Raw genomic sequence first — 26,540 nt, 5'->3', positions numbered from 1 at the left:
AAAGTCCGCTCTGTCCCGCACCTCCCCCGCCAAACCCGCCCCTTGTTCCGCACCCCTCTGTTCGCGCGGAGCAGGCGGCCCTATATTAGCCCCATGAAACAGATCCTTCTGCCCGCCGCCCTCATTGCCCTCCTCTCCAGCCCGCTTGCCGCCCAGGACGCGGAAGGGGAGGACAGCGGACCCTCGCTGATGGAGCGCGGCGCGGAGCTGTTCTGGGAGGGGTTGCGCCAGGAGATGGCGCCGGCGCTGGAGGACCTGCAGGGCATGATGGCGGAGTTCGGCCCCTCGATGGCTGAATTCCTGGCGCAGATGGGCCCCGCGCTGGCCGGTATCGCCAAGGAGGTGGAGGACTGGAGCGTCTATGAGATGCCCGAAATCCTGCCCAACGGCGATATCATCATCCGCAAGAAACCCAAGGACAACGCCCCCGCCGCCAAGGACAGTGAGGATGAGAAAGGCGTCACCGAGATCTGACGCCTCCGGCCGGATTATTCCGCCTCTGCCTCTGCCTCTGCCTCCGGGGGCGGCGCGGGCTTGCTGAACTTCAGCTCCACCTCCGCCTCCAGCGCCTTGCCCAGCGATTGCAGCCGGGCCTCGGCAACCTCGCCGTAAAGCGGCCGCGCCGCGTCCGGCAGCTCCACATGCAGCACCCGCTTGCGCGGCTGCCAGCGCAGCGTGCCGATGTGGCCGTTGCCGGTGACCATCAGCATGGCGCCGAAGCGCATCGCCTTGCCCAGCACCTCGGCCTCGTGCTGGCCCTTTTCGTCCAGCAGGCTATAGAGGTTTTCAAAGGTGCTGCCGCGCCGCTTGTTGCTGTAGCGGTGCAAGAGCGCCAGCCCCAGGAACACCCGCTCCGAATGCTTCAGCCCGCCCAGGTTGGCGCGGGTGGCGTTGTCGAAACAGACCTCGGCGCGGTAGTCGGGATGCGCCCGCCAGCTGACGTCGTGCAACAGGCAGGCGGCCTTCACTAGCCGCCGCTTGCTGTGGCGGGCGCCGCTGAACAGGGGGCTCACGAAATCATAGAGCGTCTTGCCGAAGCCGGGGACGCGGGCGTCCTTCATCTCGGCAAAGCGGGAGGCTTCGATCAGCGGATCGCGGGCGCGCAGCCGCTGCGGCATCTGCTCGTACAACAGCCCCTCGCGGATGCCATAGCTGGACACCGCGATGTCCTTGGGCTTGAAGGTCTTGATCAGCCGGGTCAGCACGTCAATGGCATAAGGCACCAGCGACATCCGGCTGGCGGAAACGCCGCAGGCCTCGCGCAGCTTGTCGAGGCTGCGGGTCTCGATATAGCGCGCGGTCTCGCGCACGTCCCTGGCCGACATCCGGTATTCATGCAGCACCTTCAGCGGATAGCCGCGCCGGTGCATGTCGATGCGGGCAATCGCGCGCCAGCTGCCGCCGACCAGGAACAGCCGGTCGCGCTGGGTGCCCATCTCTTCCTTAAGCTGCTCGATGACGTCGCGGATGTATTCCTTGCGGCCCCTGCGCCCGCCCTTGACGTCGCACAGCTTCAAGGGCCCCAGCGGCGAGGTCACCCGGCGGCCCACGGTGTTTTCGTGGATCTCCGCCAGCTCCATCGAGGAGCCGCCGATATCGCAGACCAGGCCATAGGCGCCGGGCCAGCCCAAGAGCACGCCCTGGGCCGACAGCCGCGCCTCCTCGCGCCCGTCGATCACGTGGATCTTGAGGCCGGTCTGGCGCAGCACTTCCGCGCAGAATTCCGGCCCGTCCTCGGCGTCGCGCACGGCGGCGGTGGCCACGGCGGACAAGGGCGGCAGCCCCATGCCCTTGGCCAGATACTGGAACCGGTGCAGCGCCGACAGGGCGCGGGCGCGGCCCTCTGGGTTGAGGCGGCCTGAATCCGACAGCCCCGCGCCAAGCGCGCACATGATCTTTTCGTTATAGAAATAGGCCGGGCTGCGGGCGGCACCGTCGAAGACCACCAGGCGGACCGAGTTGGAGCCGACATCGACCACCCCGACGCGGGACAGTGCCCGGGCGCTGGGGTCATGAAAGATCGGACGCCCGAAGGGGCCCCAATCGGTGCTGGCGGCGGCGGGGTCCTGGGTGACGTTCATGAGGGCTCCGTCTTGCAATCCGGGGTCAGGATGGTCGAAGGGCGGGCAGGGGTCAACCGCTTGCGGCTGCGTCATTTTCCGTTTCCTTGACACGGCTTTCCGACAGCACCCGCACCGCCAGGGGCCGGGTCAGGCTGCGTTTTTCGGCCAGCGACAGGTGGTCCAGCCGCCGCACCATCTGCGCGGCGGCGGCAAAAGAGCGGTCCATATGCGCCACCAGATAGGGAATCACATCCGGCTTGGGGGTGATCTGGCGGTCGTTGAACAGCTTGGCCAGCACCACCGCCAAAAGCTGGTCGTCCGGCGGCTGCAGCTCGGCATGGGTGGCGGCCTGCACCCGGCTTTGCAGGTCGGGCAGGCTGAGGCCCCAGAGATTGGGCGCGGGCTGGCCGGTCATCACCAGCGCATGGCCCTGCGCCAGCACCAGGTTGTGCAGATGGAACAGGGCGTTCTGCCGCTCGGGGTCGGCAGCGATCTGCGGCACGTCCTCCACCGCGATCGGGCCGTGCGCCAGCTCCGGCACCGCCCCGGCTGTCAGCTTTGCGGCGGGAACGATGCGGGCGCCGGTCTGGCTGGCCCAGACATGCGCCAGATGCGACTTGCCGGCGCCCTTGGGGCCGGTCAGCACCAGCTTGCCGCTGGGCCAGGCAAACTGCGGGTCCAGAAGCGCCACCGCCATCGCATTGGAGGGCGCGACAAAGAAATCCTCCCGCCCCAGCGCTGGTTTCGCCGGGAGATCAAAGCTCAGCTGCTGTGCCATCTGGTTTATTCCGTTTCCGCGTCCCGGTGGCCCTGGCCCTGGTACAGGCGGCTGTCCAGGTACTGCTCGGTCACAAAGCGGGCAATCACCCCCAGCGCCGCCGCCACCGGCACCGCGATCAGCATCCCGACAAAGCCGAACAGGGCACCGAACACCGACAGCGCCAGCAAGAGCCAGACCGGGTGCAGCCCGACCGAGTCACCCACCAGCTTGGGCGTCAGGAAGTTGCCCTCGACCACCTGGCCGACGACAAAGATAAGCGCCACCAGCCCGATCGAGACCCAGTCGCCCCAGAACTGGAACAGCGCCAGCCCGATCGCCAGCGCGCCGCCGATCAGCGCGCCGAGATAGGGAATGAAGGTGACCAGCCCGGCAATGAACCCGACGGCGAGGCCAAAGTTCAGCCCGACCAGCATCAGCGCCACGGCATAATAGGTGCCAAGGATCAGGCAGACCGTGCCCATGCCGCGGATGAAGGAGGCCAGCGCCGCGTCGATGTCACCGGCCAGGCGGCGGATCACCGGCTGGTGGTCGCGCGGCAGCAGCTCGTCGATGCGGGCGATCATCCGGTCCCAGTCCAGCAGCATGTAGACCGCCACCACCGGCACGATCACCAGAAGCACCACCACATTCAGCAGCGACACCGCAGAGCCTGCCACCGATTGCAGCACCTGCACTGCGCGCGACTGCAGGGTCTCGGCCAGGGCGGTGATCGCCTGGTGGATGCGGCTGTCCTGTTCAAAGACCGCCGGGAAGCGCTCATTGACGAAGTTGCGCGCATCGCCGATCAGCTTGGGCAGCACATTGGCAAGGTCGATCATCTGGTAGATCAGCGTCGGCACCACCACCAGAAGCAGCAGCACGAACACCACCAGCGTGCCCACCGTGATGGTGGCGGTGGCGCCCGCGCGGCTCATCCCCCAGGCCTCCAGCCGGTCGGCAATCGGGTCGATCATATAGGCAATCGCCGCGCCCAGGATGAAGGGCAGCAGCACATGGCCAAGCGACCACATCACCACGGCAAAGGCCAGGGCGGCAACGCCCCAGTATTTAAACTGTTTCTTTGCTGGTAGCGCCATGATCAGACAGCCCGCCCTTGGCCCGTTTTGGTTCAGGATCCTTGGCGGTAGTCTTCCCCGATGGGGCAGGCGCTTGCAAGGGCCGCGGGCAAATCGCCTGTGGGCAAGACGGGGATAAGGCGCAAAAGGCCGGGGGCAAGTGGGGGACATCTCCGGACTGGCGGAGCAGGCGGTGTCAGGCGCCGGGCGATCAGCCGGCACTGCAAACGGTGCTCAGGCGGTCTGATCGCCGCTCAACAGTCTTGCCGATCCCCTTGGTTTTTTTGAGAGACCTTCGGTTTGTTTCTGAAGATGCGGAATTTCTCAATTGAAAACGAAAAATATTCAGTGCGAAAACAGTTTGTTGCGCCAAGATGCCTGGATTCTTTAAGGGGCGATTCGGTTCGGGTGCCGCAAGCGTCTCGGCTTCGATTTTATTTGAGAAAGCTCCGCAGTTTGTATTTTTAGGTACACCGTTTTGGAAAGTAATTGACCGGAGGAGTTTGGCTTCTTTTCGGGCGGTGAAGATTTTTGGGAGGGACTAATGAGAAAATACGTTAAAAGCCTGCTCGCCGCAGGCGCATTAGCTGTGGTTACAGCCTTGCCCCAAACCGCCGGGGCCCAGGGCTTTTCGGCGACCGAGGTGCAGCTGCATCAGGGTGACGGCTACTTGTTCGGCCGGAATGGCATTAATGAAACCAGCCGGACAACTGTCACGCTGGATCACATCACGGTCCGGGATTGGGGGGATCTGTACTTCTTTGTCGACTTCTTCTCGGATGGGGACGGCACCGGCCGCAAGAGCGATCAATATGGGGAAATCTACATGCATTTTTCCGGCCGGAACGCAGGACTCTCCTTCGGTGATGGCTTGATCAAGGATGTCGCGCTTGGCGCTTCGATCAACCAGGGAACTGATTTTACAGCAGCTTTGATCGGTCCGCGGGTATCGTTCAACGTGCCAGGCTTCCGGGTGCTCAGCCTGGGGCTCTATGCCTATGACACGGTGACAGATCCGTTTGGCAGGGACTTGGATACAACCTATCAGGCAACGCTGGTGTGGGACCGGCCGTTTGACATCGGCAGCCAGAAGTTTCTATTCAAGGGATTTGCGGACTTCATCGGAGAACGGGGACAGGGAGTCGACAACCAGATCCTGTTCTCGCCGCAGCTGCGCTGGGATGCGGGCCATGCGATGGGTAACAAGCCCGGGGTGTTCCAGATCGGTCTGGAATACAATTATTTCGAAAACAAATTCGGTGTGGCCTCTGCGGACGAGGATTCACTCTCGGTATTTGCAGCCTTTAAGTTCTGAGGAAGGAATAAATGCGCAGGCCTGATTAGGCCTGCGCATTTCAAAAACCAAGTTAAAAGATGTGCCATCCGGATTCTTCCGGAGGGGTCTTTGCCTTTGGTTTTTCTGTGGATCGATTTTCCCCGAACGGCAAAGCTGAATTGAGAATGCTGGCCCGCCTGACTGGTGCGGCGGGGCGTTTCTTCAGCTATGGATGGTGCCCAGCTCCGGCGTGTCTTCGCCGGCATCCTCATCCGGCCAGTTGGTGCGCCAAATCTCCGCCGACCAGTGGCCGCAATGCACCGCCGGGCGGTTGAAGCCTTCGACCGGCGGCAGCAGCGGCTGCACAACCACGTCATGGCGCGGCACCGCGAAATAGGGGAAGGAGTAGCGCTCCCGCCCGGATCTGTTCACCACCCGGTGCGGGGTGGAGACCAGCCGCCCGCCGGACCACAGCTCCAGCATGTCGCCGATATTCACCACAAAGCCGCCGGGCGGGCAGTCGGGCGTGATCCAGCCGCCGTCACGCGTCTGCACCTCCAAGCCCCCCACCGGGTCCGGCGCGATGATGGTCAGCGCGTCGGTGTCCTTGTGCGGGTGGATGCCAAAGCCTTCCTCTTCCGGCGCTTGCGGCGGGTAGTGCAGCAGGGACATATTGGTGAGCGGCGCCGCAAACGGTTCCCGGAACGCCGCCGGGTCCAGCCCCAGCCCCTCGGCCAGCGCGCCCAAAAGCAGGTGGAACACGCCGTCGAGCTGCGCCCAGTAGCCCAGGATCACTTCGCGCGCTTCCGGCACCTCGGCGGGCCAGCGGTTGGGGCCGTAAAGCGGGCAGGCGTCGCAGATGGGATCACCTGCCGCCACCTCATGATGCAGCTTGTAGCCCTCGTATTTGTCAGGCGGTCCGCTGCCATCGTTTGGCGTGAAAAAACCCATCGGGATATAGCCGCGGTAATTTTCCCGCGTAATCGCCTGTTCCCACTTGGAGTTCTCCGGCACATCAAAGATCGCGCGGACAGTATTCCGCACCGCCTCCACGGTCTCCGGCGCAACGCCGGTGCCGGTGATCGACAGAAAGCCGATGTCCTGAGCCGCCGCCAGAATGGCGGCAACGGTCTGCTGCCGCTGCGGATGGTCCCCCTCGCGCAGCGGTGTGATGTCGATGGTGGGGATCATCTGCATTAATGGATCCTCACGCCCTGGCGCTTCAGCTCTCCTTGCACCCCCGCGATGTCCACCGCGTCCAGCGCGCAGTCAGCCTTCACCGACAGCGCCGCTGCAATGCCCGCACCCTGACCGGCCACTGCGCAGCAGGCCATGTTGCGCGTCGCTGCGTGGGCGATCCGGTCGCCGCCGATGGCGCGGCCAGTGACCAGCAGGCCCTCCACCCCCTTGGGCAGCATCGACCGGTAGGGGATCTGCATGTAGCGCCCGGTGGTGGGCAGGATCAGTACCCCGTAGCCGTCGATGAACTCGGGGTAAATCCCGATGGTGTCCTCGAACCGGCCCTGGTTGCGGGTCTCGTCCTCGGTGATGTTATGCACCGCGTCGATCTTGCGGGTGTCGCGGATGCCGATGGTCATGCCGAAGTTCCTCAAGCGCGCGCCCGCGCAGCCCGGTGTATAGGCGCGCAAGGCATCAATCGCGTGCATCGCCTGGCGGCGCCCCTCGATCTCGCCCTTGGTCATGCTGTCGGGGTCGGTGCCGTCGATGCCCGCCAGATGCACCAGATTCATATAGGTCATCTCGCCGCTGTCATGCACCGCGCCCCAGGTGCCGCCGATGGTGTTCAGATGCGCCGGGATCACCCCGTCGCGGATTGCCTGGGCAAAGGGCTTGGCCAGGAAAGGAGAGAACATATCGTCCTCCTTGCCCGAGGTCTCCACCTGCCATTCTCCGGTCGACCAGTTTGCATAGGTCTGCGGATCGGCCTTCACGCCCTCCATGAAGGCCTGCTTGTCGACGCCCGCGATGTGGAACATCACGCTGGCCGCCTGCATCCGCTCCACCGGGGTTTTCACGCAAGGCGCACCCATCATATGCGCGATGTCGGCGTCGCCGGTGGCGTCGATCACCCGCTGCGCCAGAATGGCCTCGCGGCCCGCCTTGCTCTCGACGATGACGCCGGTGATCCTGTTGCCCTCGCGGACCGGCGCCACGAACACCCGGTGCAGCATCGGGTGGATGCCTGCTTCCTCGACCAGCTTGTCCGCCACCAGCTTGAAGCCTTCGCTGTCCAGTTCATAGGACAGCGACTGGCTCTCCGGCACTGCCGCGCCCATGGCCCTGGCGCGTTCCTCGAACTCCCAGCCGATGCCGCCGGCCTCCACCGTTTCCTCGTGCCGGTACCACGCAAAGCCCTCGACGCCCACGGTGGTGATATTGCCGCCAAAGCAGCCGAAGCGGTCCAGCAGCGTGACCTCCACGCCTGCGCGCGCGGCGGCCAAGGCCGCCGCCAGCCCGCCGGGACCGGAGCCCACCACCAGCACTTCGGTTTCATGAATGACCGGGATCTCCCGTGCCGGCTCCAGAATGGTCTTGGCCACGTCTCTCTCTCCCTTGTCCCTGAGAGCGGTGTTTCCGGTAACAGTTTCGAATCTTGAACAACGGTTCAAGTTCTTTTGCGGCAGGAAGGGCGGAAAGCGGCATGGGAGAGGGCAGGCCAAGGCACGCTTTGCGTCCGGCGTCACGCGACACAAGGCCCGGGCCTGACCTTGGGGAGGCGTGAAGCGCCTTCCCGCGGGGAAGGTCAGGCGCGGGCCGTGCGGCTGGCGCCCCACGTCCCAAGAGGGCAAGCAGCCACCGTTACGGCAGAAGCCGGTACGGGCCGCATACCGCCGCAACGGATCATCCCCTTGCCCGCACCCCCATCACCCACTAAACCGGGCGGGAACGAGAACCCACATCACCGATGGAGCCAAGATGCGCCTGTCCCGCTATTTTCTGCCGGTTCTGAAAGAGAACCCCTCGGAAGCCCAGATCGTCAGCCACCGGCTGATGCTGCGCGCCGGGATGATCAAGCAATCCTCCGCCGGGATCTATTCCTGGCTGCCGCTGGGCTTCAAGGTGCTGAAGAAGATCGAAAGCATCGTCCATGACGAGCAGATCCGCGCGGGCCATATCCCGATGCTGATGGCGACAATGCAGCCCGCCGACCTGTGGCGCGAGTCGGGCCGCTATGACGATTACGGCCAGGAAATGCTGCGCATCAAGGACCGCCACGACCGCGACATGCTGTTCGGCCCCACCAACGAGGAGATGATCACCGACATCTTCCGGGCGCATGTGTCCTCCTACAAGGATCTGCCGCTGACCATGTATCAGGTGCAGTGGAAGTTCCGCGACGAGATCCGCCCGCGCTTCGGCGTGATGCGGGGCCGCGAGTTCTACATGAAGGACGGCTACAACTTCGACCTCAGCAAGGAAGACGCGCTGCACGCCTACAACCGCCACCTGGTCAGCTACCTGCGCACCTATGAACGCATGGGGCTTCAGGCGATCCCGATGCGCGCCGACGGCGGCCCGATCGGCGGCGACTATACCCATGAATTCCTGGTGCTCGCGGAAACCGGCGAGTCCGAGGTGTTCTATGACAGCGCCGTGACCGACCTGACCTTCGGCGACCGCGACATCGACTATGACAGCGTCGAACAGTGCCAGGCGGTGCTGGAGGAATTCACCTCCCGCTATGCCCGCACCGACGAGACCCATGACGAGGCCCTGTTCAACCAGATTCCGGAAGAGCGCCGCCGGGTGGCGCGCGGCATCGAAGTGGGGCAGATCTTCTACTTCGGCACCAAGTATTCCGAGTCGATGGGCGCCACCGTGCAGGGCCCCGACGGCAAGCCGGTGCCGGTCCACATGGGCAGCCACGGCATTGGCGTGTCGCGCCTGCTGGGCGCCATCATCGAGGCCAGCCACGACGACAACGGCATCATCTGGCCCGAGGGCGTGACCCCGTTCCATTGCGGCATCGTGAACCTCAAGCAGGGCGATGACGAGGCGGACGCGGCCTGCAACCAGCTCTATGCGGCGCTGAGCGCGGCCGGTCTGGATCCGCTCTATGACGACCGCAACGAGCGTGCGGGCGGCAAGTTTGCCACCATGGACCTGATTGGTCTGCCCTGGCGCATCACCGTCGGCCCGCGCGGCCTGAAGAACGGCGTGGTGGAGCTGACCTCGCGCCGCACCGGCGAGAGCGAGGAGCTGAGCCCGGAAGAAGCGGTGAAGAAGGTGGTTTCCATCTACGAAAAGCACCGCACCGGCCGCGGGTTCTGAGCAGCACGGGGAACCGGCTGACAAATTTTGCAAGGGGGAGCGGCAACGCTCCCTTTTTTTGCCGCACGGCGCGGCTGGCTCGCCGGCGGATTACCGGCGGATACGCAACCGCACCTTGACCCCGCGCGTTAGGCAGCACAGGTTGCAGGCAAATTTCCCGGGCAGGACCCCTACATGGCCACGACACCACCGCCGTTTTCCCGTTTCGAATGGATCATCGCCTGGCGCTATCTGCGCGCCCGCAAGGCCGAGGGCGGGGTCAGCGTGATGACCTGGATCAGCCTGATCGGCATCACCCTTGCGGTCTTTGCGCTGATTGCCACGCTGGCGGTGCGCTCCGGCTTCCGGTCGGAGTTCGTCGGCACCATCCTGGGCGCCAATGCCCATGTCACCGTCTATTCCTACGGCGAGGTGAATGAGGCCGGGGTGCTGGACCGCTCGCTGAAAGACTACGAGGCGCTGGCAGAGACCGTCGCCGCGGTGCCCGGCGTCACCCGTGCCGCACCGCTGGTCAAGGGGCAGGTGATGGCCAACCTGCGCCAGCGCAACGCAGGCGTCGAGGTGTTCGGCATCTCCGCCAAGGATATCCAGGGCATCCCGGGCGTGGCGCAAAGCGAGGAGTCCGTGGGCGACCTGGCGCGGTTCGAGGACGGCATCGCCATCGGCTCCGGCGTGGCGCGGGAGCTGGGGGTGAGCGTGGGCGACAAGATCAAGCTGATCTCGCCCAACGGCGTCAAGACCGCCTTTGGCACCAGCCCGCGGGTCAATGCCTATGAGGTGGTCTATGTCTTCACCGCCGGGCGCTGGGACATCGACCGCACCCGCGTCTATCTGCCCTTTGCCGAGGCGCAGGCCTTCTTCAACCGCGAGGGCGTGGCGGATGAGATCGAGGTGATGGTCGACAACCCCGAAAACGCCGATGCGCTGGCGCTGGATATCCAGCAGGCGGCGGGCGGCACCGCCGGGGTGTGGACCTGGCGCGATGCCTCCGGCGGCTTCCTGCGCGCCTTGGAGGTCGAGGACAACGTGATGTTCATCATCCTGTCGATCCTTGTGCTGATCGCGGCGATGAACATCGTCTCGGGCCTGATCATGCTGGTCAAGAACAAGGGCCGCGACATCGGCATCCTGCGCACCATCGGCCTCAGCGAAGGGTCCATCATGCGGGTGTTCTTCATCTGCGGCGCCTTCACCGGCGTCATCGGCACTATTTGCGGCGTGGTGCTGGGGTGCCTGTTTGCGCTGTATATCGACCCGATCTTTTCCTTCGTGAACTACGTCATGGGCGGCGGCGTCTGGGACCCGTCGATCCGCGGCATCTATGCGCTGCCCGCGGAGCTGCGGCTGGCCGATGTGCTCTCCGCCACGGCGCTGTCGCTGGGGCTGTCGTTCTTCGTGACCATTTTCCCGGCCCGCCGCGCGGCGCGCCTGAACCCGGTGGAGGCGCTGCGCTATGAGTGAGATCACGCTGGAGCTGAAGGGGATCACCAAATCCTACCTGACTGGCACGCCGGGGCAGGTCGATGTGCTGCGCGGCGCCGACCTGAGCCTGCGGGCAGGCGAAGTGGTGGCGCTGGTGGCGCCGTCGGGCGCGGGCAAGTCGACGCTGTTGCATATTGCCGGCCTTCTGGACACGCCGGACGCGGGAGAGGTGCGCGTTGCGGGTGAGGACGTGACCCGCAAGGGCGACCGCCGCCGCACCCGCGTGCGCCGTCAGGAGGTGGGGTTTGTCTACCAGTTCCACCACCTGCTGCCGGAGTTTTCGGCGCTGGAAAACATCGTGCTGCCGCAACTGGCCAATGGGGCCACGCAAAAGGCCGCGGTGGCGCGGGCGGCGCAGCTGTTGGGCACCGTGGGGCTGGCGGCACGCGCCGACCACCGCCCGGCGGCGCTGTCGGGCGGCGAGCAGCAGCGGGTCGCCTTTTGCCGGGCGCTGGCCAATGCCCCGCGGGTGCTGCTGGCGGATGAGCCGACAGGGAACCTGGACCCCGGTACCTCCGATCAGGTGTTTGCGGCGCTGATGGAGCTGGTGCGCGGCACCGGCCTGTCGGCGCTGATTGCCACCCACAACCTGGATCTGGCGGCGCGGATGGATCGGCAGGTGAAGCTGGAGAACGGGCTGCTGGTGCCGGTTTAGGCGGGGCAGTTGCCGTGAAAGGAGAGTGTTTTGGCCCGGATAGAAATTGAGGTGGAGCAGGCAGCCCTAGATTTTCTAAATGGTTTGCCCGCGGACCGTTTCTCAAAAGGCGGGTATACGAAGCCTGGCCTACTTGGGAAATTTCATGCCAAACTCTCCAAGGGCCGCGCCAAAGCAAAGGGTGAGTTCAGCCCTGAGGAGCTGGATTTCCTACTGGATGCACTCAGCGATGAGCTCGTTGCGGAGGGCATTGGCAGCGATGGCGAACTCAATGGGTTAGGGTACGTTATCGAAGGGATCATCGACCAATTATTGCACTGCAAGAATTGAACCAAGATATCTGATTTACTTCAGCCCGGAACAAGGCGCGCAGCGCCGCCGGGCGAGCGCCTGCCCGCCCCACCGGGCTGGCGCTTTTGCTGGTGCAGTGGACCTAAGATAGCTTGTACGGACGTTGCTGGGATAAACTGCCCCTCACAAGCGTTGCAGCGCCACCCCGCAGGCAGGCGCTCGCCTGCCATTTGACCTGTGCGAACCTCCCGGTCCACTCAGTCCTGGTATGGTTCCAGTGACGGCGGGTTCAGATGCAGAAGACGGTCTCACTCCTGAAAGACCTCGTGGTGCTGTTGCGCGATGCTTCGGCGGTTGCGCTGTTTGCGGCGTTCCTTCTGTTTCCGCAGGTGGAATAGGCGGCTGCCAGCGGACAAGGCGGCGGAACCTTGCCGCCCGGACAGCTGCGGCTTTGGCCCCGGCGCGGCTGTTTGCTAACAACTGTTCAAAATACCCTGGGCGGGGTAGGCTGTCCGGGGATGCGCAGAAAGGGCTGAGACGTGGTGAATTCGGTAATCGAGAAAGATGTGACGATCGAAGGCAATATCACCTCCAGCAAGGGCAGCGTCGAAGTGCGCGGCCGGGTGGTCGGCGATGTGTCGGCGCAGGCGGTGACGGTGCTGGAAGGCGGCACCGTGGACGGCGCGCTGAGCGCGAAATCGGTCACCGTCGAAGGCGTCTACAGCGGCAGGATCCAGTGCGAGGACCTGCGGCTCGCCGCTGGTTCGAAGGTGCAGGCGGATGTCTCCGCCCAGAGCATGTCGACCGAAAGCGGCGCCCAGCTGCAAGGCAACATCAAGGTCAGCGGCAAGACCGGCTGAGGCCGGGATACGGGGGCGGTTCCAGCGCGGACCGGAAATTTCGGTCTGGCTCTGAGACGCCGTGCCGGCTAACTGCGGGGGATGACTGATACCTTGCCGCCGTGCCCCGAATGTTCCTCTGCCTATACGTATCAGGTGGATGCCCTGCTGATCTGCCCCGAATGCGCCCATGAGTGGGCGGCGGGGGAGGCCGCGGGCGGCACCAAAGAGGTGCGCGACAGCGTCGGCAATCTGCTGGCGGACGGCGACACCGTGACGGTGATCAAGGATTTGAAACTGAAGGGGACGTCCTCGGTCATCAAGGTCGGCACCAAGGTGCGCGGCATCCGGCTGGTGGACGGCGATCACGACATTGACTGCAAGGTGCCGGGTGTGGGGCCGATCGGGCTGAAGTCGCAGTTTGTGAAGAAGGTCTCAGGGTAAGACCATATTGCGCCGCGCCGGAAGCCGCAGGTCTGGCATTGCGGGAGGTCACGGCTGCGGCGTGCTGGCTCCAATGCTCCCGCCAGTTGGAATAGTGGTCAGTTCTGACCACTGGTAACGAACGGTGCCGCGCGCCAGGCTGAGGGCGGCAGCAGGCGTTGTGCCATGCCGGCCGGAGAGTTACTTCGGCGAGCCGGTCCCTGACGAGCGATCAACCAAACGAAAATAGAGGATAGCTCCGCCTGCAAAGGTTCCGGAAAGCCCGATCCAGAAAACGGCCGGCAAGGAAATGCCTGCGCCGGCTAGAACCACCATGCAAAAAGACCAAAAGAGGAAGGTGGCATAAAGGGCCAGAGCGCCTCGGACACTGGCTCTCCTCTTTGTCAGGATATAGGCGGTCAGGAAGGCCACGAGGAAAGGAAACCAGGTTTCCGCCGCATGATTGAGATAATGCAGGCCGGGTGGCGCGCCGCCCGGAAAGGACATGCCGGTAAACAGAGCCAGAACCGGATACTGCCAAGGAAGAAACGGGTTGATAACCTCAACAGCTGTGAATCCCAGCCATGTCAGGAAGCCCGCCAAGAATGCTGCGATTTACGTAAGGAGGCGTTTTATCACGTTTTCCCTCACGCCATCTGGGTGATCCAGACCCCCAGCGCCATCACCGAAATGCCTGCGGCGCGGGTGAGCGTGAGCGGGCTGACCTGGGCGCCGAACCAGCCGAAATGGTCGATGGCGGCGGCGGAGATCAGCTGGCCGATCAGCACGAAGAACACAGCGTTGCCGACGCCGAAATGCGGCGCGACATGGGTGATCGACAAGACGTAGAAGGCCACCAGCACACCCGCCAGCAGCAGGTGCTTGGGCGCGGCGGGGATCTTGGCCAGCGCCTGCGGGCCGGCGATCAGCGCATAAAGGATGGTGGCCGCCAGCGCGATCAGGAACAGCACCACCGCGGCGGAGGCCGGGGAGCCGATCAGCTTGCCGAGCGCGGCGTTCAGCGCTGCCAGCACCGGGATGCCGAGGCCTGCGGCCAGCATGATGAGGGCGTAGTGAGTCATGGCGCGGCTCCTGCAGGGGTGTCAGCAAAGTTGTGGCCGCAACCCCGGTGGCAAGACAAGAGCAACGTTGCGGCGCGGCGCCGGAAGCTGGCGCGGATTCCGGCGATGAAAAATCTTTCTTTTATGGCCGTTTTCCGGGGCGGAAAACGGCGGGTCAATTGCAGATTCCGTTCAGCTCTGCCCCTTTCCACGGCAGGTAGACATCGCTTTCGCGGCTTTGCGGCAGCGGGCTGACCGGCATCGCGGCGGCCAGCATCCTGTGCAGCCGCTTGGTGCGCTCCGCTTGCGGGGCCAGGGAGCGGCAGCAGACGTATTCCTCCATGATGGCGCCCTGCTGCTCAAACCCGTAGGCGAGGAAATCGGCGCTGCCTTCCAGATCGAACAGGTAGGGGTCGCGGTCCGGGCCGTGCTCTGCCGCCGCCCGCAGCGGGGAATAGCCGGTGCGGCTGCGGTTCTGCCATTGCCAGACATGGGTGGCCTCATGCGCCAGCAGCATCGCCTCCACCAGGTGCAGCCGCTGCGGGTAGTCCGGCAGGTAGTTCTCCACGTACCAGTCGCGGGTGAAGAAGATCCGGTTGAACAGGGCGACGGCGGCGGGTTTGGTGGTGATGATCTCCTCCCGGACCGGCGGCAGGATGCGCTCGCGGCAGGTGACGCGGGGGCGCGGGGTGCGGTGCAGGGTGATAGGCCCCAAGGGGGCGCCATCCACGATGCGGACCCTGTCCGGGTTGAGGCTGGTGCCGTGCAGGGTGCCCAGATAGGCGCGCTCCGTTTCTGTCAGCGGGCGGCCGCAGGCGGCGAGGAGCAGGAGGGCGAGGAGCAGGCAGCGGATCATGCGGTTCGCCTCAGCTCAGCAGCTCATCGCCAGCACGCGGCTGATTTCGGTGAGGGAGCGGCCGGATTGGTCCATCCATGTGTTGAAGGCTTTCTGCACCGCCTTCAGCGCGGTTTTGGACGTGGCGGGTTTGTCGATGACGCCTTCGGCGATGAGGCGCGCGGTGACGTCCTGGCTGAGGATGAAACTGTCGCGGCCGGCAAAGCGCATGGCGTATTGGCCGGTATTGCCGCCCAGCCGGGCGCCGCGTGTCTTGAGCATCTCCAACAGCCCGATGTAATCGGCGGAGGGCCAGCCGCCCAGCACCTTGCCCGCGCCGCCCTGGCCGCGCAGGTCCATCAGGAAGGCGGCGTTTTGGCGGACCGTGGCCAGCTTGGCGCCATTGCGGACCACGCGGGGGTCGCTCAGGATCCGGTCGAACTCGTCCTCGCTCATGAAGGCGCAGGCGCCCGGATCAAAGCGGTGGAAGACCTCCTCGAACCCGTCCCATTTCGCCTCGATCACTTTCCAGTTGAAGCCTGCCTGGAAGATGCATTTGGTCATCACGGACAGCCAGCGGTCCTCGGGCAGCGCGGTCACTTCGGGGTCGGGTTTGGCGAGCTTTGTCTCCAGCCCCTGCGGCCCGCCGTGGCGGTCTGCGGAAATGGCGTAGATCTCGTCGAAGCTGCGCATGGGCGGGGTCCTGTTGGGGTCTGGTCAGGTTAGCGGCGCGCGCGCAGCTCGACAATGGATTTGCCGAGGCGGAAGGGGGCGGCGAAGCTGACGAGGCAGAGGGCGATGATCTGCAGGACCAGGATATGGGCGTTGTCCTGCAGATATTCCCATTCGTCCTTGAGCTTGGACACATGGGCGATCAGGTCGTCATAGGCGCGCGCGATGATCAGAAAGTCGCCGGCAATGGCGGGCACCTTGCGGCGCATGTTGGCGACGGCTGCCTGCGCGGGGGCGTCGAGGGCGGTGAAGACCAGGAACGCCTCCGGGTCGAAGGCGCTGGCCTGGGCCTCCATCTCCTTCATGCCGTCCATCTCTGAACGGGAAGTGCCGAACAGGAAGCTGAGGCCCTGCAATGGCGCGACCTCATCCGTCACCGCGATGAACAGGGGCAGTTCGGCGTTGCCCGCGGTGGAGGCGGAGAGGAATTCCACCTTTTCGCACAGAACCGCGATGTCGGTGTCATAGGCGGGGTCGCAGAAGCGCAGGCGGAAACGGGCGGCGTCGCGGTCGAAGGCTGCGGTGGCGGCATAGGCGATGTCGATCTGGCGTTCCAGCCGGGAGCTGTCGGCGGCGTAGATGCCGGAGATCACCGCCGCGAGCGCGCCGAATCCGCCCAGCATGACCCAGACCAGATCCGCCAGTTTCCAGGCCCGGTGGCCCGGCGGCTTGCGGAACAGGAAGGCGGTGGCGATGAGGCCCGCGAGGAAGAACAGGATCAGGAGGGGCAGCTGGTTGTCCGCGATGAAGGCCATGGCTGTGTCCCTGCTGTGATCGGCTGGCCTGACCATAGGAAGGGAAAGCGGTTTCAGGCAACAGCCCTCACGAAGCTGTCACCGGATGCGCGGGTTTGGCCGGGCGGGAGTGTGTCCCTGTCCGGTGTCTGTCTGCCCGTCTGTCTGTCAGGGGCCGGGGGGCCGTTTTACTGTCTGGCCGTGATGTGCTGGCCGGTTAAGAGGTGGCGGCGCCGCCAGATGGCGGAGGGCCGGCGGGGGTCGCAAGCCCCCATGTCCGCTCGAAAGCTCTCGTGTAGCGGAAAAACCCCTGCACCCGATGAAGAGGTGGTCTTGGGGGCTCCCGTATCTCCTGTGGTGCGGGGTGTCAGTCCGCACCGGTGTGTCGCGACGGATTGGAGTATGGCAGAGCGGGGTTAAGGGCGCGCAAGCGGGGCGTGCGGTTGATTGGGGTTTGGCGCAACACCCTTGGTGGATGGTGCGGCGCGGCCTAGGGATGAATAGCAGGCGTGACACGGTGATATTCTCCCGGCCGTAGCACGGCCCGTTCGGGCCGGAGCGCTGTGCGGGGTTTCCGGCTTTGCCGGGTGCGAGGCCCCGCCGCCTGCACCCGTCGAAATTGGATGGTGGTGGTTGCGGCTTGTTCCCCTGACCGGGTCGCTTGCGGCCCGGTCTGCGCCTGCCTGCCCCCCGGCAGGCGCAGACCTAGCGTTGGAATGCTTCCGGCGGGAGTGTTTTCACACAGGTGAATGTTATGTGGCGCCCTAACAGAGAGGATCTGTTTGAGTGTTTTGGGGACGCTAAGATAGAAACTAGAAGAAACTTTGTTGGCGTGGGTCGTGTTCCTCACGCCTTTCTTGTTCGCGTTTGGCGCGTTCTTTCTTCTCTTGACGCTCGGCAATGCGCTCCTGCGCCAAAAAGAAACCTTGCGAAAATTGTTCAAGCATCTCGTTCCTGCGAGATACTGAAATTTCCGGAACGTCATTTGCGTTAATGCTTCTTAGAATTCGCGGCTGATCGGGTTTGACCGAGCTGAAATCCAAGATTTGAAACTCTGCGTCTTCAAGGTCAGGGTCTTGCGCCAGAATTTCTTTGACCACACTCACGAAGAGCGAGAATTTCTCTCCTTTGAGAGGGTTTTTGCGCCAGAAAATAAACCAAGGAAAAACAAGCTTGCCGCCAACGCCGTATACCATAGGCGGTTTGAACGGAATGCTCAGTGTCTTGCCGTCCGCACCACGAGCAAGTGGGTAGAAACGTGGGCTAACTGCATTCACAAAATCCGGTTTTTCATTTTCAAAGTGGCGTCTAAGCAGAGGCAGAATCTCGAGGAAATTTTTTCGCACGGTTTCCCGTTTCACTTTCTCCCTGATACCTCTCTCAACGTCATCAAACGGAACCCCAAAGACTAGGTAGTCCCTGACCGCGTGCACAAGTGCGTTGTAGTTAAACATTGGCGTGTTATCGAACAGCCTAACCAGCTCATTCGCAATCATCTCAGGTCGTTCGCGCCAGTTCCGCGCCAAGTGCTGTGCCGACGGAACGTTGAGAACTTTCTGAGCCATGTTTATTGAACCTTTGCAGCGCGGGGGAGAGTAGAATAGTAAGAACGGATATCCGCGTTTTCAATCCTCATCCCTGGATTTATTTTTCCATCGTGATTCCATACTTTGTCCCATGGGCCACCTTCAGCATGGCTGATGTCTACAAGCTGTGACGCCGTTAATTTCCCATAAAATCCTATTACTTTTCTTAGAAATTCTATTTTATCCTTTGGGGCTTCAAAGAGCGCGATCTCCTGCTTGCCTGAGAACCTATTAAGCTTCTTGCTCCTGGCTCTGATTGCTGAGCGACCGCAGTGCTTGAACTCTCGGTAAAGATACTGAAGCACGGGACCGTAATCCCAGGCTTCAAAGTTTTGTTTGATAAGTGGTTCATCAAATTCAACGAGGTGCCAAGCATGACAGAAGTAAACTAACTTCTGCAGTGCAAGGTTCGTCACCAAAATTCCTTCTTCGTCACAAACGTCAAGAACGAAATTCGCGACGGCTCGACCATCTTGTCCCATAGCGACTCCGTGTTCTCATTATGTTCTATTTGGCATGAGTGGCGATGTCAACGCCCCTCAAACATCCAGCTCTTCCACGAACTTCGCGTTCTCCTGAATATACTGAAAGCGGAGCTCGGGTTTCTTGCCCATCAGGCGCTCGACCAGGTCGCCGGTCTCGCCGGGCTCGTCCTCGTCGATGGTGACGCGGATCAGCTTGCGGGTGGCCGGGTCCATCGTGGTCTCCTTCAGGTCCTTGGCGTCCATTTCGCCAAGACCCTTGAAGCGGGAGACGTCGATCTTGCCCTTGCCGCCCAGGCCCTTTCCCAGCCATTTGTCGCGCTCGGCCTCATCGAGGCAGTAGACGCGTTTCGCGCCTTGGGTCAGGCGGAACAGCGGCGGGCAGGCGAGGTAGAGGTGGCCGCCGTCGATCAGCGGGCGCATCTGGGTGAAGAAGAAGGTCATCAGCAGCGAGGCGATATGGGCGCCGTCGACGTCCGCGTCGGTCATGATGATGATCTTGTCATAGCGCAGATCGTCGAGGTTGAACTTGCTGCCAAGGCCGACGCCAAGCGCCTCGCACAGGTCGTTGATCTCGGCGTTGGAGCCGAGCTTGTTGGAGGCGGCGCCAAGGACGTTCAGGATCTTGCCCTTGAGCGGCAGCAGCGCCTGGTTCACGCGGTTGCGCGCGCCCTTGCCGGAGCCGCCCGCCGAGTCGCCCTCGACGATGAACAGCTCGGTGCCGGCGCGGTCCTTGGAGGTGCAGTCGGTCAGCTTGCCCGGCAGGCGCAGCTTCTTGGTGGCGGACTTGCGCTGGGTTTCCTTCTCCTGCTTGCGGCGCAGGCGTTCCTCGGCGCGCAGGACCAGGAAGTCGAGGATGGCGCCCGCGGATTTGGTGTCGGCGGCCAGCCAGTTGTCGAAATGGTCGCGGACCGAGTTTTCCACCATCTTGGCGGCGGATTCGGTCGACAGGCGGTCCTTGGTCTGGCCGACGAAGGCGGGGTCGGCGATGAAGCAGGAGACCAGCGCGCAGCCGCCCGCCATCAGGTCGTCGCGGGTGATGTTGCCGGCTTTCTTGTTGTTGACCAGCTCGCCATAGGCCTTGATGCCCTTTAGGATCGCGGCCCAGAAGCCCGCAACATGGGTGCCGCCCTCGGGCGTGGGGACGGTGTTACAGTAGGACTGGGTGAAACCGTCGCGCGACGGGGTCCAGTTGATCGCCCATTCGACATAGCCCGGCGCGTTGAATTTCTCGCGGAACTCGACCTTGCCCGCGAAGGGCTGGTCTGCGTAGACGGAGGATTTGCCGAGAACTTCGGTCAGATAGTCCTTGAGGCCGCCGGGGAAGTGGAAGGTGGCCTCGGTCGGGGTCTCGCCATCGTCGATTTCGGATTTCCAGCGGATTTCAACGCCGGAGAACAGGTAGGCCTTGGAGCGCACCAGCGTGAACAGGCGCTTGGGCTTGAAGCGGTGGGAGCCGAAGATCTGCTCGTCGGCGTGGAAGGTCACGAAGGTGCCGCGCTTGTTGGGGGCGGCGCCGATCTTCTCAACCGGGCCGAGGGGCAGGCCGCGGGAGAAGCGCTGTTCGAACAGCTCCTTGTTCTTGGCCACTTGCACGACCATGGAATCCGACAGCGCGTTCACCACGGAGGAGCCGACGCCGTGCAGGCCGCCGGAGGTCTGGTAGGCCTTGCCGGAGAATTTGCCGCCCGCGTGCAGGGTGCAGAGGATCACCTCCAGCGCGGATTTGTCCGGGAACTTGGGGTGCGGGTCGATCGGGATGCCGCGGCCGTTGTCGGAGATGGTGACGGAATAGTCCGCGTGCAGCGTCACCTCGATCCGGTTGGCGTGGCCCGCGACGGCCTCGTCCATCGAGTTGTCGAGGATCTCCGCCACCATATGGTGCAGCGCGCGCTCATCGGTGCCGCCGATATACATGCCGGGGCGCTGGCGGACCGGTTCGAGGCCTTCCAGAACTTCGATCGAGGAGGCGTCATAGGTATCGGCTGCAGGCGTGCTGAGGAGATCGTCGGCCATGTGCTGGAACTGCTCTTCCTTGGTTTTGATTGGCGGCCATTATGGCAGGTGTCGCAGCCGGGTGGAAGAGGGGTGCAGGGGGCTGTGGATAAGGCCGGGCGGGGCTTTCTAGTGCCTTGAAACTTATACGGTGCGGGCAGCGCCCGGCGTGCTGCCGGGCCGAACATGCCGCAAGGTGTCAACGTTCGTCTGGATCAGTTGCGGCCGTGAGCGAGTTTTCAAACCTTCCAAGGTAAGTTCCGTTTATCCGGGTGCGTCGATATTTTCCGTGCGGCGCGGGGGGGTGCGGTCTACACATCGGCCAGCGAAGGGCAGGAGGAGGGCCGCCGGGTGGCTGAGAAGGGAATCAAGACGCAGGACTGGGCGGCATTCCGGGCTGAGGCGCAGAGAATGCTGGAGGCGGCGCTGGACCAGATGCAGCAGGCGGCGGAGCGTCCCTGGCAGCCGGTGCCGGAGGATATCGGCGCCCGCTATGCGGTGACCGCGGAAGCGCGCGGCCCGCGGGAGACCGTGGATAGGATTATGAGCGACGTGCTGCCCTATCATGGCGGCAACACCCATCCGCGGTTCTGGGGCTGGGTGCAGGGATCGGGGCTGGCCTCGGACCTGATCAGCAGCCTGGCGGCGGCGGCGGTCAATGCCAATATGGGCGGGCGCGATCATGGCGCGAACTACATGGAGCGCGCGGTGGTCGACTGGACGCGGGCCAGGATGGGACTGCCCGAGAGCGCCAGCGGCATTCTGGTGACCGGCACCTCGCAGGCGACGGTGATTGCCTTTCAGGCGGCGCGGCTCAGGGTGCTGAAGGATCTGCGCAAGCAGGGGCAGGGCGCGGTGCGGCTGACCGCCTATGCGGGCGCGGGCGTGCATAATGCGACGCTGAAGGCGGTGGAACTGCTGGGCATCGGCTCGGACAGCTTGCGCATGGTGCCGCTGGCGGACGGCAAGCTGGACTGCGCGGCTTTGGCGGAGATGGTTGCAAGCGACAAGGCTGCGGGCGCGGTGCCCTTTCTGGTGGTGGGCAATGCGGGCACCGTGGACCTGGGGCTGTTCGATGATCTGAACGCGCTGGCCGATGCTGCGGCGGCGCTGGGGCTGTGGCTGCATGTGGACGGGGCCTTTGGCGCCTGGACCCGGATCGCGGCGGAGCCGTGGCGGTCGCTGTCGGACGGGATCGGGCGGGCCGACAGCATTGCGCTGGATTTCCACAAGTGGATGTATGTGGGCTATGACTGCGGCATGGCGCTGCTGCGCAACGAGGATGAGCACCGGGCGGCCTTTGCGGCGCGGCCCGCCTATCTGGAAGGCGCCGAGCGCGGGCTGGCGGGCGGCGAGCCTTGGTTTTGCGATTACGGGATTGATTTGTCCCGCGGCAACCGGGCGCTGAAGGTCTGGACGGCGCTGGAAACCTACGGCGAGGCGGCGTTTTCCGAGGCGATCACCGGCAATTGCGAGCTGGCGGCACTGATGGCCGCAGAGGTGGAGGCGCAGCCCCTGATGGAACTCGGGGCGCCGGTGGTGTCGAACGTCTGCGTCTTCACCGCGCGCCGCGATCTGGCGCCGGAGGCGCAGTCGCAGGTGAATGCGCGCATTGCCCAGACCCTGCAGGAAAGCGGCGAGGCGGTGTTCTCGACCACCCGCGCAGGCGGCCGCGTGCTGCTGCGCGCCGCGATCACCAACCACCGCAGCCGCGAGGCGGATGTGCGGGCGGCCATTGCTGCGGTGGCACGGGAAGCGGCGGAGTGAGGCCCGCGCCTCACGTCCCGGGGCCGGGCGGGATCTGACGCTCCGTTTTGCCTTCCATTGCTGTTGGCAGCCGCTACTCTCCCGGCCAAACAGTCAGGGAGAGAGACATGGCCTGGATCAGGACCGTTCCGTTTGAAGAGGCAACCGGCAAGCTGAAGAAGCTCTATGAGCGGGTGACCGGGCCGGGCAACAATGTCGACAACATCATGATGGTGCATTCCCTGCGGCCGCATTCGATGGAAGGCCATATGGCGGTGTACAAGAATGTGCTGCACCACACCGGCAACAAGGTGCCGAAGTGGTTTCTGGAGGTGCTGGGGGTGTGGGTGTCGTCGCTGAACGATTGCGCCTATTGCGTCGAGCATCACTTCGCGGGGTTGCAGCGGCTCTTGGGGGATGAGGCGCGCGGGCGGGCGATCCGGGCTGCGATCGAAGCGCGCGAGCTGGAGGCGGCGCCGCTGGAGGCGGCGCAGGTGCTGGCGATGGGATATGCGCGGAGGCTGACGGAGGAAGCCGCCAGCGTGACAGAGGCGGATATCGCGGCGCTGCGGGAGGCAGGCTTTGACGACGGGGAGATCCTGGAGATCAACCAGGTGACCGCCTATTTCGCCTATGCCAACCGGACGGTGCTGGGGCTGGGGTGCTCCACCAGGGGGGATGTGCTGGGGCTGAGCCCGAACAATTCGGAAAACCCGGACGACTGGGGCCACACCTGAGGGGCGCTGCCCCTCGGCCCCTGCGGGCCTCACCCCGGGATATTTACAGCCAGATGAAACGGATCAAGCGGCCCCAGGGGGCCGCTTTTGGTGTGCAAACCGCACATCTTTTGATGCAGGTCAGGGCGGGCCGGCGGCAGCGGCGCTATGGTTGCGGCGCAGATTGAAAGAGGGAGCTTTTTATGGACGCCGCAGCAGAGACAATTGTGAACAGCGCCGCAGGGACAGCGTCAGGGACAGTGCAGAAGCCGGTGCGGGCCGCGCCGCGGCCGCCAAGCGCGGAGGATATCCGCCGGGCCTTTGAGAGCGGCGAGTATCCTTACCCGCGAAAGATGGCGCGCCGGGCCTATGAAACGGAGAAGGCGCGGCTTCAGGCGGAGCTGCTGAAGGTGCAGCTGTGGGCGCAGGAGAGCGGCGAAAAGTTCGTGATGCTGTTCGAGGGCCGCGATGCGGCAGGCAAGGGCGGCACCATCAAGCGGTTCACCGAGCACCTGAACCCGCGCTCAGCCCGGGTGGTGGCGCTGAACAAACCCTCGGACGAGGAGCGCGGGCAGTGGTATTTCCAGCGCTATGTGCAGCATCTGCCGACGGCTGGCGAGATCGTGTTCTATGACCGCTCCTGGTACAACCGCGCAGGCGTCGAGCGGGTGATGAGCTTTTGCGAGCCAAACGAGTACCTGGAATTCATGCGCCAGGCGCCGGAGTTCGAGCGGATGCTGGTGCGCTCAGGTGTCCGGCTGTACAAATACTGGTTCTCGGTCACCCAGGAAGAGCAGAAACGGCGGTTTGGCGCGCGCGAGACAGATCCGCTGAAGCAGTGGAAGCTGTCGCCGATCGACAAGGCATCCTTGGGCAAATGGGATGACTACACCGAGGCCAAGGAGGCGATGTTCTTTTACACCGATACCGCCGATGCGCCCTGGACGGTGATCAAGTCCAACTGCAAGAAGCGGGCGCGGATCAACTGTATGCGGCATTTCCTGGCGTCGCTCGACTATCCGGGCAAGGACGCTGCGATCGTGCAGGATCCGGATCCGCTGATCGTCGGGCAGGCGCATCACGTGATCCATCAGTCCGACCACATCCTGGGCAAGGCGCTGCATCCCGGCACACGGGCGCGCTGATCCTCGCCTGCGGCGCGGTCCCGCAGTTGCGGGGCTGCCGCCGGAGGCGTAAAGCTTTGACCCATGAAGCGTATTATTCCCTTGCTGGCCGCTGCAGTGCTGGCCCCACAGGATGCCGGGTCGCATCCGCATATCTTTGTCGATACTGCCCTGAAGCTGATTGTCTCGGACTCCGGGCAGCTGGAGGCGGTCGAGATCACCTGGGCCTATGACGAGTTCTATTCGCTGCTGATCTTCGAGGACCGGGGGCTGGATGGCGATTACGACGGCGCGCTGACGGCGCAGGAGCTGGCGAAGCTGCGGGGGTTCGACATGGCCTGGGTCGAGGGGTTTCAGGGCGACACCTATCTGACCCGGGCGGGCGAAGCGCTGGAACTGGGCGCGCCGGAGCATCTGGCCACCGAAGTGGCGGACGGGCGCATCACCACCCGGCACCGCCGCGTGCTGGCAGAGCCGCAGGCCGCCGATGGCGTGGTGATCAAGGCCTATGATCCGGGCTATTACACCGCTTACACGATGACCGGCGGGCTGGAGGTTTCGGGCGGCTGCCAGGCCAGCGTCACGCCGCCGGATCTGGATGCGGCCTATACCAAGGTGGAGGAGCTGCTCTATGCGATGCCTGCGGACCAGGCAGAGGACGCCTATCCGGAGGTGGGAGAGGCCTTTGCCGATACCGTGCGGTTGAGCTGCGGGGCGTAAGGTGCGGATTTTCCTGGCCATAGCTGCGCTGGGCGTGGCGGGTCTGGCGGTCTGGCTCTGGGGGTTTGGCGGCGCCGGGCTGGTGTCGGCCTGGGCGGCGGAAGGCCAGCGGGAGGCGCAGAACGCGATGGCGCGGGGGCTGCGGGCCTTGCGCGCGGGTGAGCCGGGGGCGCTGACGGCGCTGTTGTCCTTGTGCTTTGCCTACGGGTTTTTCCACGCCGCCGGGCCGGGCCATGGCAAGCTGGTGATCGGCGGCTACGGCATGGGCAAGCCGGTGCCGCTGGCGCGGCTGGCCGGGCTGGCGCTGGCGTCCTCGCTGGCGCAGGCGGCCACGGCGGTCTTGCTGGTGGCGGGCGGGCTGATGCTGCTGGACTGGGGCCGCGAGCAGCTGACCAGCGCGGCAGAGGATGTGCTGGCGCCGCTGTCCTATGGGCTGATTGCGCTGGTGGGCCTGTGGCTGCTGGCGCGGGGCCTGCGGCGGCTGCTGGGCAGCCGGGCTGGCGGACACGGTGCACACGGCCATCACCACCATGGTCATCAGGCTGGGGAGGTGTGTTCCTCCTGCGGGCACCGGCACGGGCCAACGGCGGAGGAGGCGGCCAATGTCCACTCGCTGCGCGATGCGCTGGCGATTGTGGGCGCGGTGGCGCTGCGGCCCTGCACCGGGGCGGTGTTCCTGCTGCTGCTGACCTGGCGGATGGGCGTTCTGTGGTCCGGCATCGCCGGTGCCTTTGCCATGGGGCTGGGCACGGCCACGGTCACGGTCGCCGTGGCGGCCGCTGCCGTCACCATGCGCAAGGGAACGCTGGCGCAGATGCAAGGGACGGGTGCCTTGCGGGCAGCCGCGGTGCTGGAGATCCTGGCGGGCGGTGTGGTGGCCGTGCTGGCCTTTCAGATCATGCTGCGGGCGCTGTGAGGCTCAGGATTCCAGTGCGTCTTCCAGAAGTTTGAACATCGGCTCCAGCGTCAGGTAGGCGGACATCAGCGCCGCCATCGGGGCGGCCTGTTCGCGCGGGCTCATCTCGTGCCAGAAGGTCAGCGACTTGCGCTGCAGCAGGTGGCCGTGGGGATGGGCCTTGCCATAGGGGGCGGGGACGCGTTTCAGCTCGGGCTCATTAGAGGCAAAGCCCTTGAGCGCGAGGATGTCCACCAGGGCTGCGGCCTCATCCCCGGTTTCGCCGTCGGCCGCGGTGCGCCAGACAGGCAGTTGCGCCTTGGTGAAGTTCATGATGCCGCCGCCGGTGGTGCAGGACTTGGGGTCGATGCCGAAGAACAGCGCGCAGCCTGCGCTGTTCACCGTCCACATCATGTGCAGGTGGGTCTTGTAGGGCGTCTTGTCCTTGGAGAACCGGATGTCGCGCTGGGGGCGGAACAATCTGGGCACCGCCTGCCTGCCGGTCCGCTTGGTGATCGCCTGCGCGACCTCGTCCAGCAGCAGCAGGGCGGGGGATTTCAGCTGCGCTTCATACCGGTCCTTATGCGCGGTGAACCAGTCGCGGCTGTTGTCCTGCGACAGCTCCGTCAGGAAGGCGCGGGCATCGGGGATCAGCTGCGCAAAGGGGTCGGTCATTTGAAAAGGCTCCTGCAAACGGTGGGGCGGTCTGTGCAGAATACCACCATGGGCCTGTGCGGGGGGCAAGGAGACTCTGCT

At 64.4% G+C, this 26,540-nt stretch carries 27 protein-coding genes; 13 read left to right on the top strand and 14 right to left on the bottom strand.

Annotated elements, in window-relative coordinates; translation table 11 throughout:
- The first annotated feature begins 93 nt into the window (after window positions 1–93).
- Window positions 94–474, top strand: coding sequence for a hypothetical protein (locus tag DAEP_RS22510; protein ID WP_027244274.1), 381 nt, complete (start codon window positions 94–96; stop codon window positions 472–474).
- Between the two features lie 14 nt (window positions 475–488).
- Here DAEP_RS22510 and DAEP_RS0107835 read toward each other — a convergent pair whose 3' ends face one another.
- From DAEP_RS0107835 to DAEP_RS0107825, 3 genes are read right to left on the bottom strand one after another with little or no spacing between them, the layout of a single operon-like run.
- Window positions 489–2,081, bottom strand: a complete 1,593-nt coding sequence (locus tag DAEP_RS0107835; protein ID WP_027244273.1) for a Ppx/GppA family phosphatase — start codon at window positions 2,079–2,081, stop codon at window positions 489–491.
- 52 nt (window positions 2,082–2,133) lie between these two features.
- The gene (locus DAEP_RS0107830) at window positions 2,134–2,841 is read right to left on the bottom strand and encodes an HdaA/DnaA family protein (RefSeq protein ID WP_008554377.1); all 708 of its coding nucleotides are present in this window, start codon (window positions 2,839–2,841) and stop codon (window positions 2,134–2,136) included.
- 5 nt (window positions 2,842–2,846) lie between these two features.
- Complete coding sequence (locus tag DAEP_RS0107825) at window positions 2,847–3,920, bottom strand: AI-2E family transporter (protein WP_008555502.1); 1,074 nt, start codon at window positions 3,918–3,920, stop codon at window positions 2,847–2,849.
- A gap of 523 nt (window positions 3,921–4,443) precedes the next feature.
- On the opposite strand from DAEP_RS0107825, the gene DAEP_RS0107820 reads away from it, so the two are divergent.
- Window positions 4,444–5,214, top strand: a complete 771-nt coding sequence (locus tag DAEP_RS0107820) for a DUF5020 family protein (RefSeq protein WP_008554889.1) — start codon at window positions 4,444–4,446, stop codon at window positions 5,212–5,214.
- A gap of 183 nt (window positions 5,215–5,397) precedes the next feature.
- Here DAEP_RS0107820 and DAEP_RS0107815 read toward each other — a convergent pair whose 3' ends face one another.
- Together DAEP_RS0107815 and DAEP_RS0107810 are read right to left on the bottom strand one after the other, a co-directional pair.
- Window positions 5,398–6,372 (bottom strand): isopenicillin N synthase family dioxygenase, encoded by a 975-nt coding sequence (locus DAEP_RS0107815; protein WP_027244271.1) that lies wholly within the window; start codon window positions 6,370–6,372, stop codon window positions 5,398–5,400.
- Entirely contained in the window at window positions 6,372–7,736 is a 1,365-nt protein-coding gene (locus DAEP_RS0107810; protein ID WP_027244270.1) for an FAD-dependent oxidoreductase, read from the bottom strand. The genes DAEP_RS0107815 and DAEP_RS0107810 overlap by 1 nt, the downstream gene beginning before the upstream one ends.
- Window positions 7,737–8,112: 376 nt before the next feature.
- On the opposite strand from DAEP_RS0107810, the gene proS reads away from it, so the two are divergent.
- The 6 genes from proS to DAEP_RS0107775 all read left to right on the top strand — a co-directional run bounded on the left by proS (window position 8,113) and on the right by DAEP_RS0107775 (window position 13,179).
- Window positions 8,113–9,468, top strand: a complete 1,356-nt coding sequence (gene proS, locus DAEP_RS0107805; RefSeq protein WP_008557483.1) for a proline--tRNA ligase — start codon at window positions 8,113–8,115, stop codon at window positions 9,466–9,468.
- A gap of 174 nt (window positions 9,469–9,642) precedes the next feature.
- Entirely contained in the window at window positions 9,643–10,929 is a 1,287-nt protein-coding gene (locus DAEP_RS0107800; protein ID WP_027244269.1) for a lipoprotein-releasing ABC transporter permease subunit, read from the top strand.
- Window positions 10,922–11,605: an ABC transporter ATP-binding protein gene (locus tag DAEP_RS0107795; RefSeq protein WP_027244268.1), complete on the top strand. Its 684-nt coding sequence runs from the start codon at window positions 10,922–10,924 to the stop codon at window positions 11,603–11,605. Before DAEP_RS0107800 ends, DAEP_RS0107795 begins: the two co-directional genes overlap by 8 nt.
- Before the next feature lie 30 nt (window positions 11,606–11,635).
- Window positions 11,636–11,935 (top strand): hypothetical protein, encoded by a 300-nt coding sequence (locus tag DAEP_RS0107790; RefSeq protein WP_027244267.1) that lies wholly within the window; start codon window positions 11,636–11,638, stop codon window positions 11,933–11,935.
- 500 nt (window positions 11,936–12,435) lie between these two features.
- Window positions 12,436–12,756, top strand: coding sequence for a bactofilin family protein (locus DAEP_RS0107780; protein WP_008554048.1), 321 nt, complete (start codon window positions 12,436–12,438; stop codon window positions 12,754–12,756).
- Between the two features lie 81 nt (window positions 12,757–12,837).
- A complete protein-coding gene (locus DAEP_RS0107775; protein ID WP_008557787.1) occupies window positions 12,838–13,179 on the top strand; it encodes a zinc ribbon domain-containing protein YjdM in 342 nt (113 codons plus the stop codon).
- Between the two features lie 180 nt (window positions 13,180–13,359).
- On the opposite strand, the gene DAEP_RS0107770 is transcribed toward DAEP_RS0107775, so the two are convergent.
- The 8 genes from DAEP_RS0107770 to parE form a co-directional block, all read right to left on the bottom strand.
- On the bottom strand, window positions 13,360–13,761 hold the full coding sequence (locus DAEP_RS0107770) for a hypothetical protein (protein ID WP_027244266.1): 402 nt from the start codon (window positions 13,759–13,761) through the stop codon (window positions 13,360–13,362).
- A 44-nt stretch (window positions 13,762–13,805) separates the two neighbouring features.
- Entirely contained in the window at window positions 13,806–14,240 is a 435-nt protein-coding gene (locus DAEP_RS0107765) for a DMT family transporter (RefSeq protein WP_008556952.1), read from the bottom strand.
- 154 nt (window positions 14,241–14,394) lie between these two features.
- Window positions 14,395–15,075 carry a hypothetical protein gene (locus tag DAEP_RS0107760; RefSeq protein WP_027244265.1) on the bottom strand — a complete coding sequence of 227 codons (681 nt, stop codon included), beginning with the start codon at window positions 15,073–15,075 and terminating at the stop codon, window positions 14,395–14,397.
- A gap of 15 nt (window positions 15,076–15,090) precedes the next feature.
- Window positions 15,091–15,747 carry a DNA-3-methyladenine glycosylase I gene (locus tag DAEP_RS0107755; protein WP_027244264.1) on the bottom strand — a complete coding sequence of 219 codons (657 nt, stop codon included), beginning with the start codon at window positions 15,745–15,747 and terminating at the stop codon, window positions 15,091–15,093.
- A 29-nt stretch (window positions 15,748–15,776) separates the two neighbouring features.
- Window positions 15,777–16,541, bottom strand: a complete 765-nt coding sequence (locus DAEP_RS0107750) for a hypothetical protein (RefSeq protein WP_027244263.1) — start codon at window positions 16,539–16,541, stop codon at window positions 15,777–15,779.
- 791 nt (window positions 16,542–17,332) lie between these two features.
- Window positions 17,333–18,085: a hypothetical protein gene (locus DAEP_RS22505; protein WP_051337342.1), complete on the bottom strand. Its 753-nt coding sequence runs from the start codon at window positions 18,083–18,085 to the stop codon at window positions 17,333–17,335.
- Window positions 18,086–18,087: 2 nt separating this feature from the next.
- On the bottom strand, window positions 18,088–18,522 hold the full coding sequence (locus DAEP_RS23525; protein ID WP_161787058.1) for a Panacea domain-containing protein: 435 nt from the start codon (window positions 18,520–18,522) through the stop codon (window positions 18,088–18,090).
- A gap of 123 nt (window positions 18,523–18,645) precedes the next feature.
- A complete protein-coding gene (parE, locus tag DAEP_RS0107740; RefSeq protein ID WP_027244262.1) occupies window positions 18,646–20,604 on the bottom strand; it encodes a DNA topoisomerase IV subunit B in 1,959 nt (652 codons plus the stop codon).
- A gap of 330 nt (window positions 20,605–20,934) precedes the next feature.
- On the opposite strand from parE, the gene DAEP_RS0107735 reads away from it, so the two are divergent.
- From DAEP_RS0107735 to DAEP_RS0107715, 5 genes are all read left to right on the top strand, one after another.
- Window positions 20,935–22,350, top strand: a complete 1,416-nt coding sequence (locus tag DAEP_RS0107735) for a pyridoxal phosphate-dependent decarboxylase family protein (RefSeq protein ID WP_027244261.1) — start codon at window positions 20,935–20,937, stop codon at window positions 22,348–22,350.
- A 107-nt stretch (window positions 22,351–22,457) separates the two neighbouring features.
- Window positions 22,458–23,066 (top strand): carboxymuconolactone decarboxylase family protein, encoded by a 609-nt coding sequence (locus DAEP_RS0107730; RefSeq protein ID WP_027244260.1) that lies wholly within the window; start codon window positions 22,458–22,460, stop codon window positions 23,064–23,066.
- A gap of 182 nt (window positions 23,067–23,248) precedes the next feature.
- Entirely contained in the window at window positions 23,249–24,190 is a 942-nt protein-coding gene (gene ppk2, locus DAEP_RS0107725; protein WP_027244259.1) for a polyphosphate kinase 2, read from the top strand.
- 63 nt (window positions 24,191–24,253) lie between these two features.
- A complete protein-coding gene (locus tag DAEP_RS0107720; protein WP_027244258.1) occupies window positions 24,254–24,889 on the top strand; it encodes a DUF1007 family protein in 636 nt (211 codons plus the stop codon).
- 1 nt (window position 24,890) lies between these two features.
- The gene (locus DAEP_RS0107715; RefSeq protein WP_027244257.1) at window positions 24,891–25,805 is read left to right on the top strand and encodes a nickel/cobalt transporter; all 915 of its coding nucleotides are present in this window, start codon (window positions 24,891–24,893) and stop codon (window positions 25,803–25,805) included.
- Window positions 25,806–25,808: 3 nt separating this feature from the next.
- On the opposite strand, the gene DAEP_RS0107710 is transcribed toward DAEP_RS0107715, so the two are convergent.
- Entirely contained in the window at window positions 25,809–26,459 is a 651-nt protein-coding gene (locus DAEP_RS0107710) for a TIGR02453 family protein (protein WP_027244256.1), read from the bottom strand.
- Window positions 26,460–26,540 lie beyond the last annotated feature (81 nt).

Source organism: Leisingera daeponensis DSM 23529 (assembly GCF_000473145.1).
GTDB classification, from domain to species: domain Bacteria; phylum Pseudomonadota; class Alphaproteobacteria; order Rhodobacterales; family Rhodobacteraceae; genus Leisingera; species Leisingera daeponensis.
This window is presented reverse-complemented; position numbering and strand designations above follow the sequence as displayed.

Excerpts from the sequence above, each read along its gene's own strand:
- DAEP_RS0107775 (WP_008557787.1), top strand. The coding sequence starts at position 12,838 with ATGACTGATACCTTGCCGCCGTGCCCCGAATGTTCCTCTGCCTATACG.
- DAEP_RS0107835 (WP_027244273.1), bottom strand. The coding sequence starts at position 2,081 with ATGAACGTCACCCAGGACCCCGCCGCCGCCAGCACCGATTGGGGCCCC.
- DAEP_RS0107815 (WP_027244271.1), bottom strand. The coding sequence starts at position 6,372 with ATGCAGATGATCCCCACCATCGACATCACACCGCTGCGCGAGGGGGAC.
- DAEP_RS22510 (WP_027244274.1), top strand. The coding sequence starts at position 94 with ATGAAACAGATCCTTCTGCCCGCCGCCCTCATTGCCCTCCTCTCCAGC.
- DAEP_RS0107750 (WP_027244263.1), bottom strand. The coding sequence starts at position 16,541 with ATGGCCTTCATCGCGGACAACCAGCTGCCCCTCCTGATCCTGTTCTTC.
- DAEP_RS0107765 (WP_008556952.1), bottom strand. The coding sequence starts at position 14,240 with ATGACTCACTACGCCCTCATCATGCTGGCCGCAGGCCTCGGCATCCCG.
- DAEP_RS0107820 (WP_008554889.1), top strand. The coding sequence starts at position 4,444 with ATGAGAAAATACGTTAAAAGCCTGCTCGCCGCAGGCGCATTAGCTGTG.
- DAEP_RS22505 (WP_051337342.1), bottom strand. The coding sequence starts at position 18,085 with ATGGCTCAGAAAGTTCTCAACGTTCCGTCGGCACAGCACTTGGCGCGG.
- DAEP_RS0107755 (WP_027244264.1), bottom strand. The coding sequence starts at position 15,747 with ATGCGCAGCTTCGACGAGATCTACGCCATTTCCGCAGACCGCCACGGC.
- DAEP_RS0107825 (WP_008555502.1), bottom strand. The coding sequence starts at position 3,920 with ATGGCGCTACCAGCAAAGAAACAGTTTAAATACTGGGGCGTTGCCGCC.
- DAEP_RS0107795 (WP_027244268.1), top strand. The coding sequence starts at position 10,922 with ATGAGTGAGATCACGCTGGAGCTGAAGGGGATCACCAAATCCTACCTG.
- DAEP_RS0107830 (WP_008554377.1), bottom strand. The coding sequence starts at position 2,841 with ATGGCACAGCAGCTGAGCTTTGATCTCCCGGCGAAACCAGCGCTGGGG.
- proS (WP_008557483.1), top strand. The coding sequence starts at position 8,113 with ATGCGCCTGTCCCGCTATTTTCTGCCGGTTCTGAAAGAGAACCCCTCG.
- DAEP_RS0107720 (WP_027244258.1), top strand. The coding sequence starts at position 24,254 with ATGAAGCGTATTATTCCCTTGCTGGCCGCTGCAGTGCTGGCCCCACAG.
- DAEP_RS0107710 (WP_027244256.1), bottom strand. The coding sequence starts at position 26,459 with ATGACCGACCCCTTTGCGCAGCTGATCCCCGATGCCCGCGCCTTCCTG.
- ppk2 (WP_027244259.1), top strand. The coding sequence starts at position 23,249 with ATGGACGCCGCAGCAGAGACAATTGTGAACAGCGCCGCAGGGACAGCG.
- parE (WP_027244262.1), bottom strand. The coding sequence starts at position 20,604 with ATGGCCGACGATCTCCTCAGCACGCCTGCAGCCGATACCTATGACGCC.
- DAEP_RS0107730 (WP_027244260.1), top strand. The coding sequence starts at position 22,458 with ATGGCCTGGATCAGGACCGTTCCGTTTGAAGAGGCAACCGGCAAGCTG.
- DAEP_RS0107800 (WP_027244269.1), top strand. The coding sequence starts at position 9,643 with ATGGCCACGACACCACCGCCGTTTTCCCGTTTCGAATGGATCATCGCC.
- DAEP_RS0107760 (WP_027244265.1), bottom strand. The coding sequence starts at position 15,075 with ATGATCCGCTGCCTGCTCCTCGCCCTCCTGCTCCTCGCCGCCTGCGGC.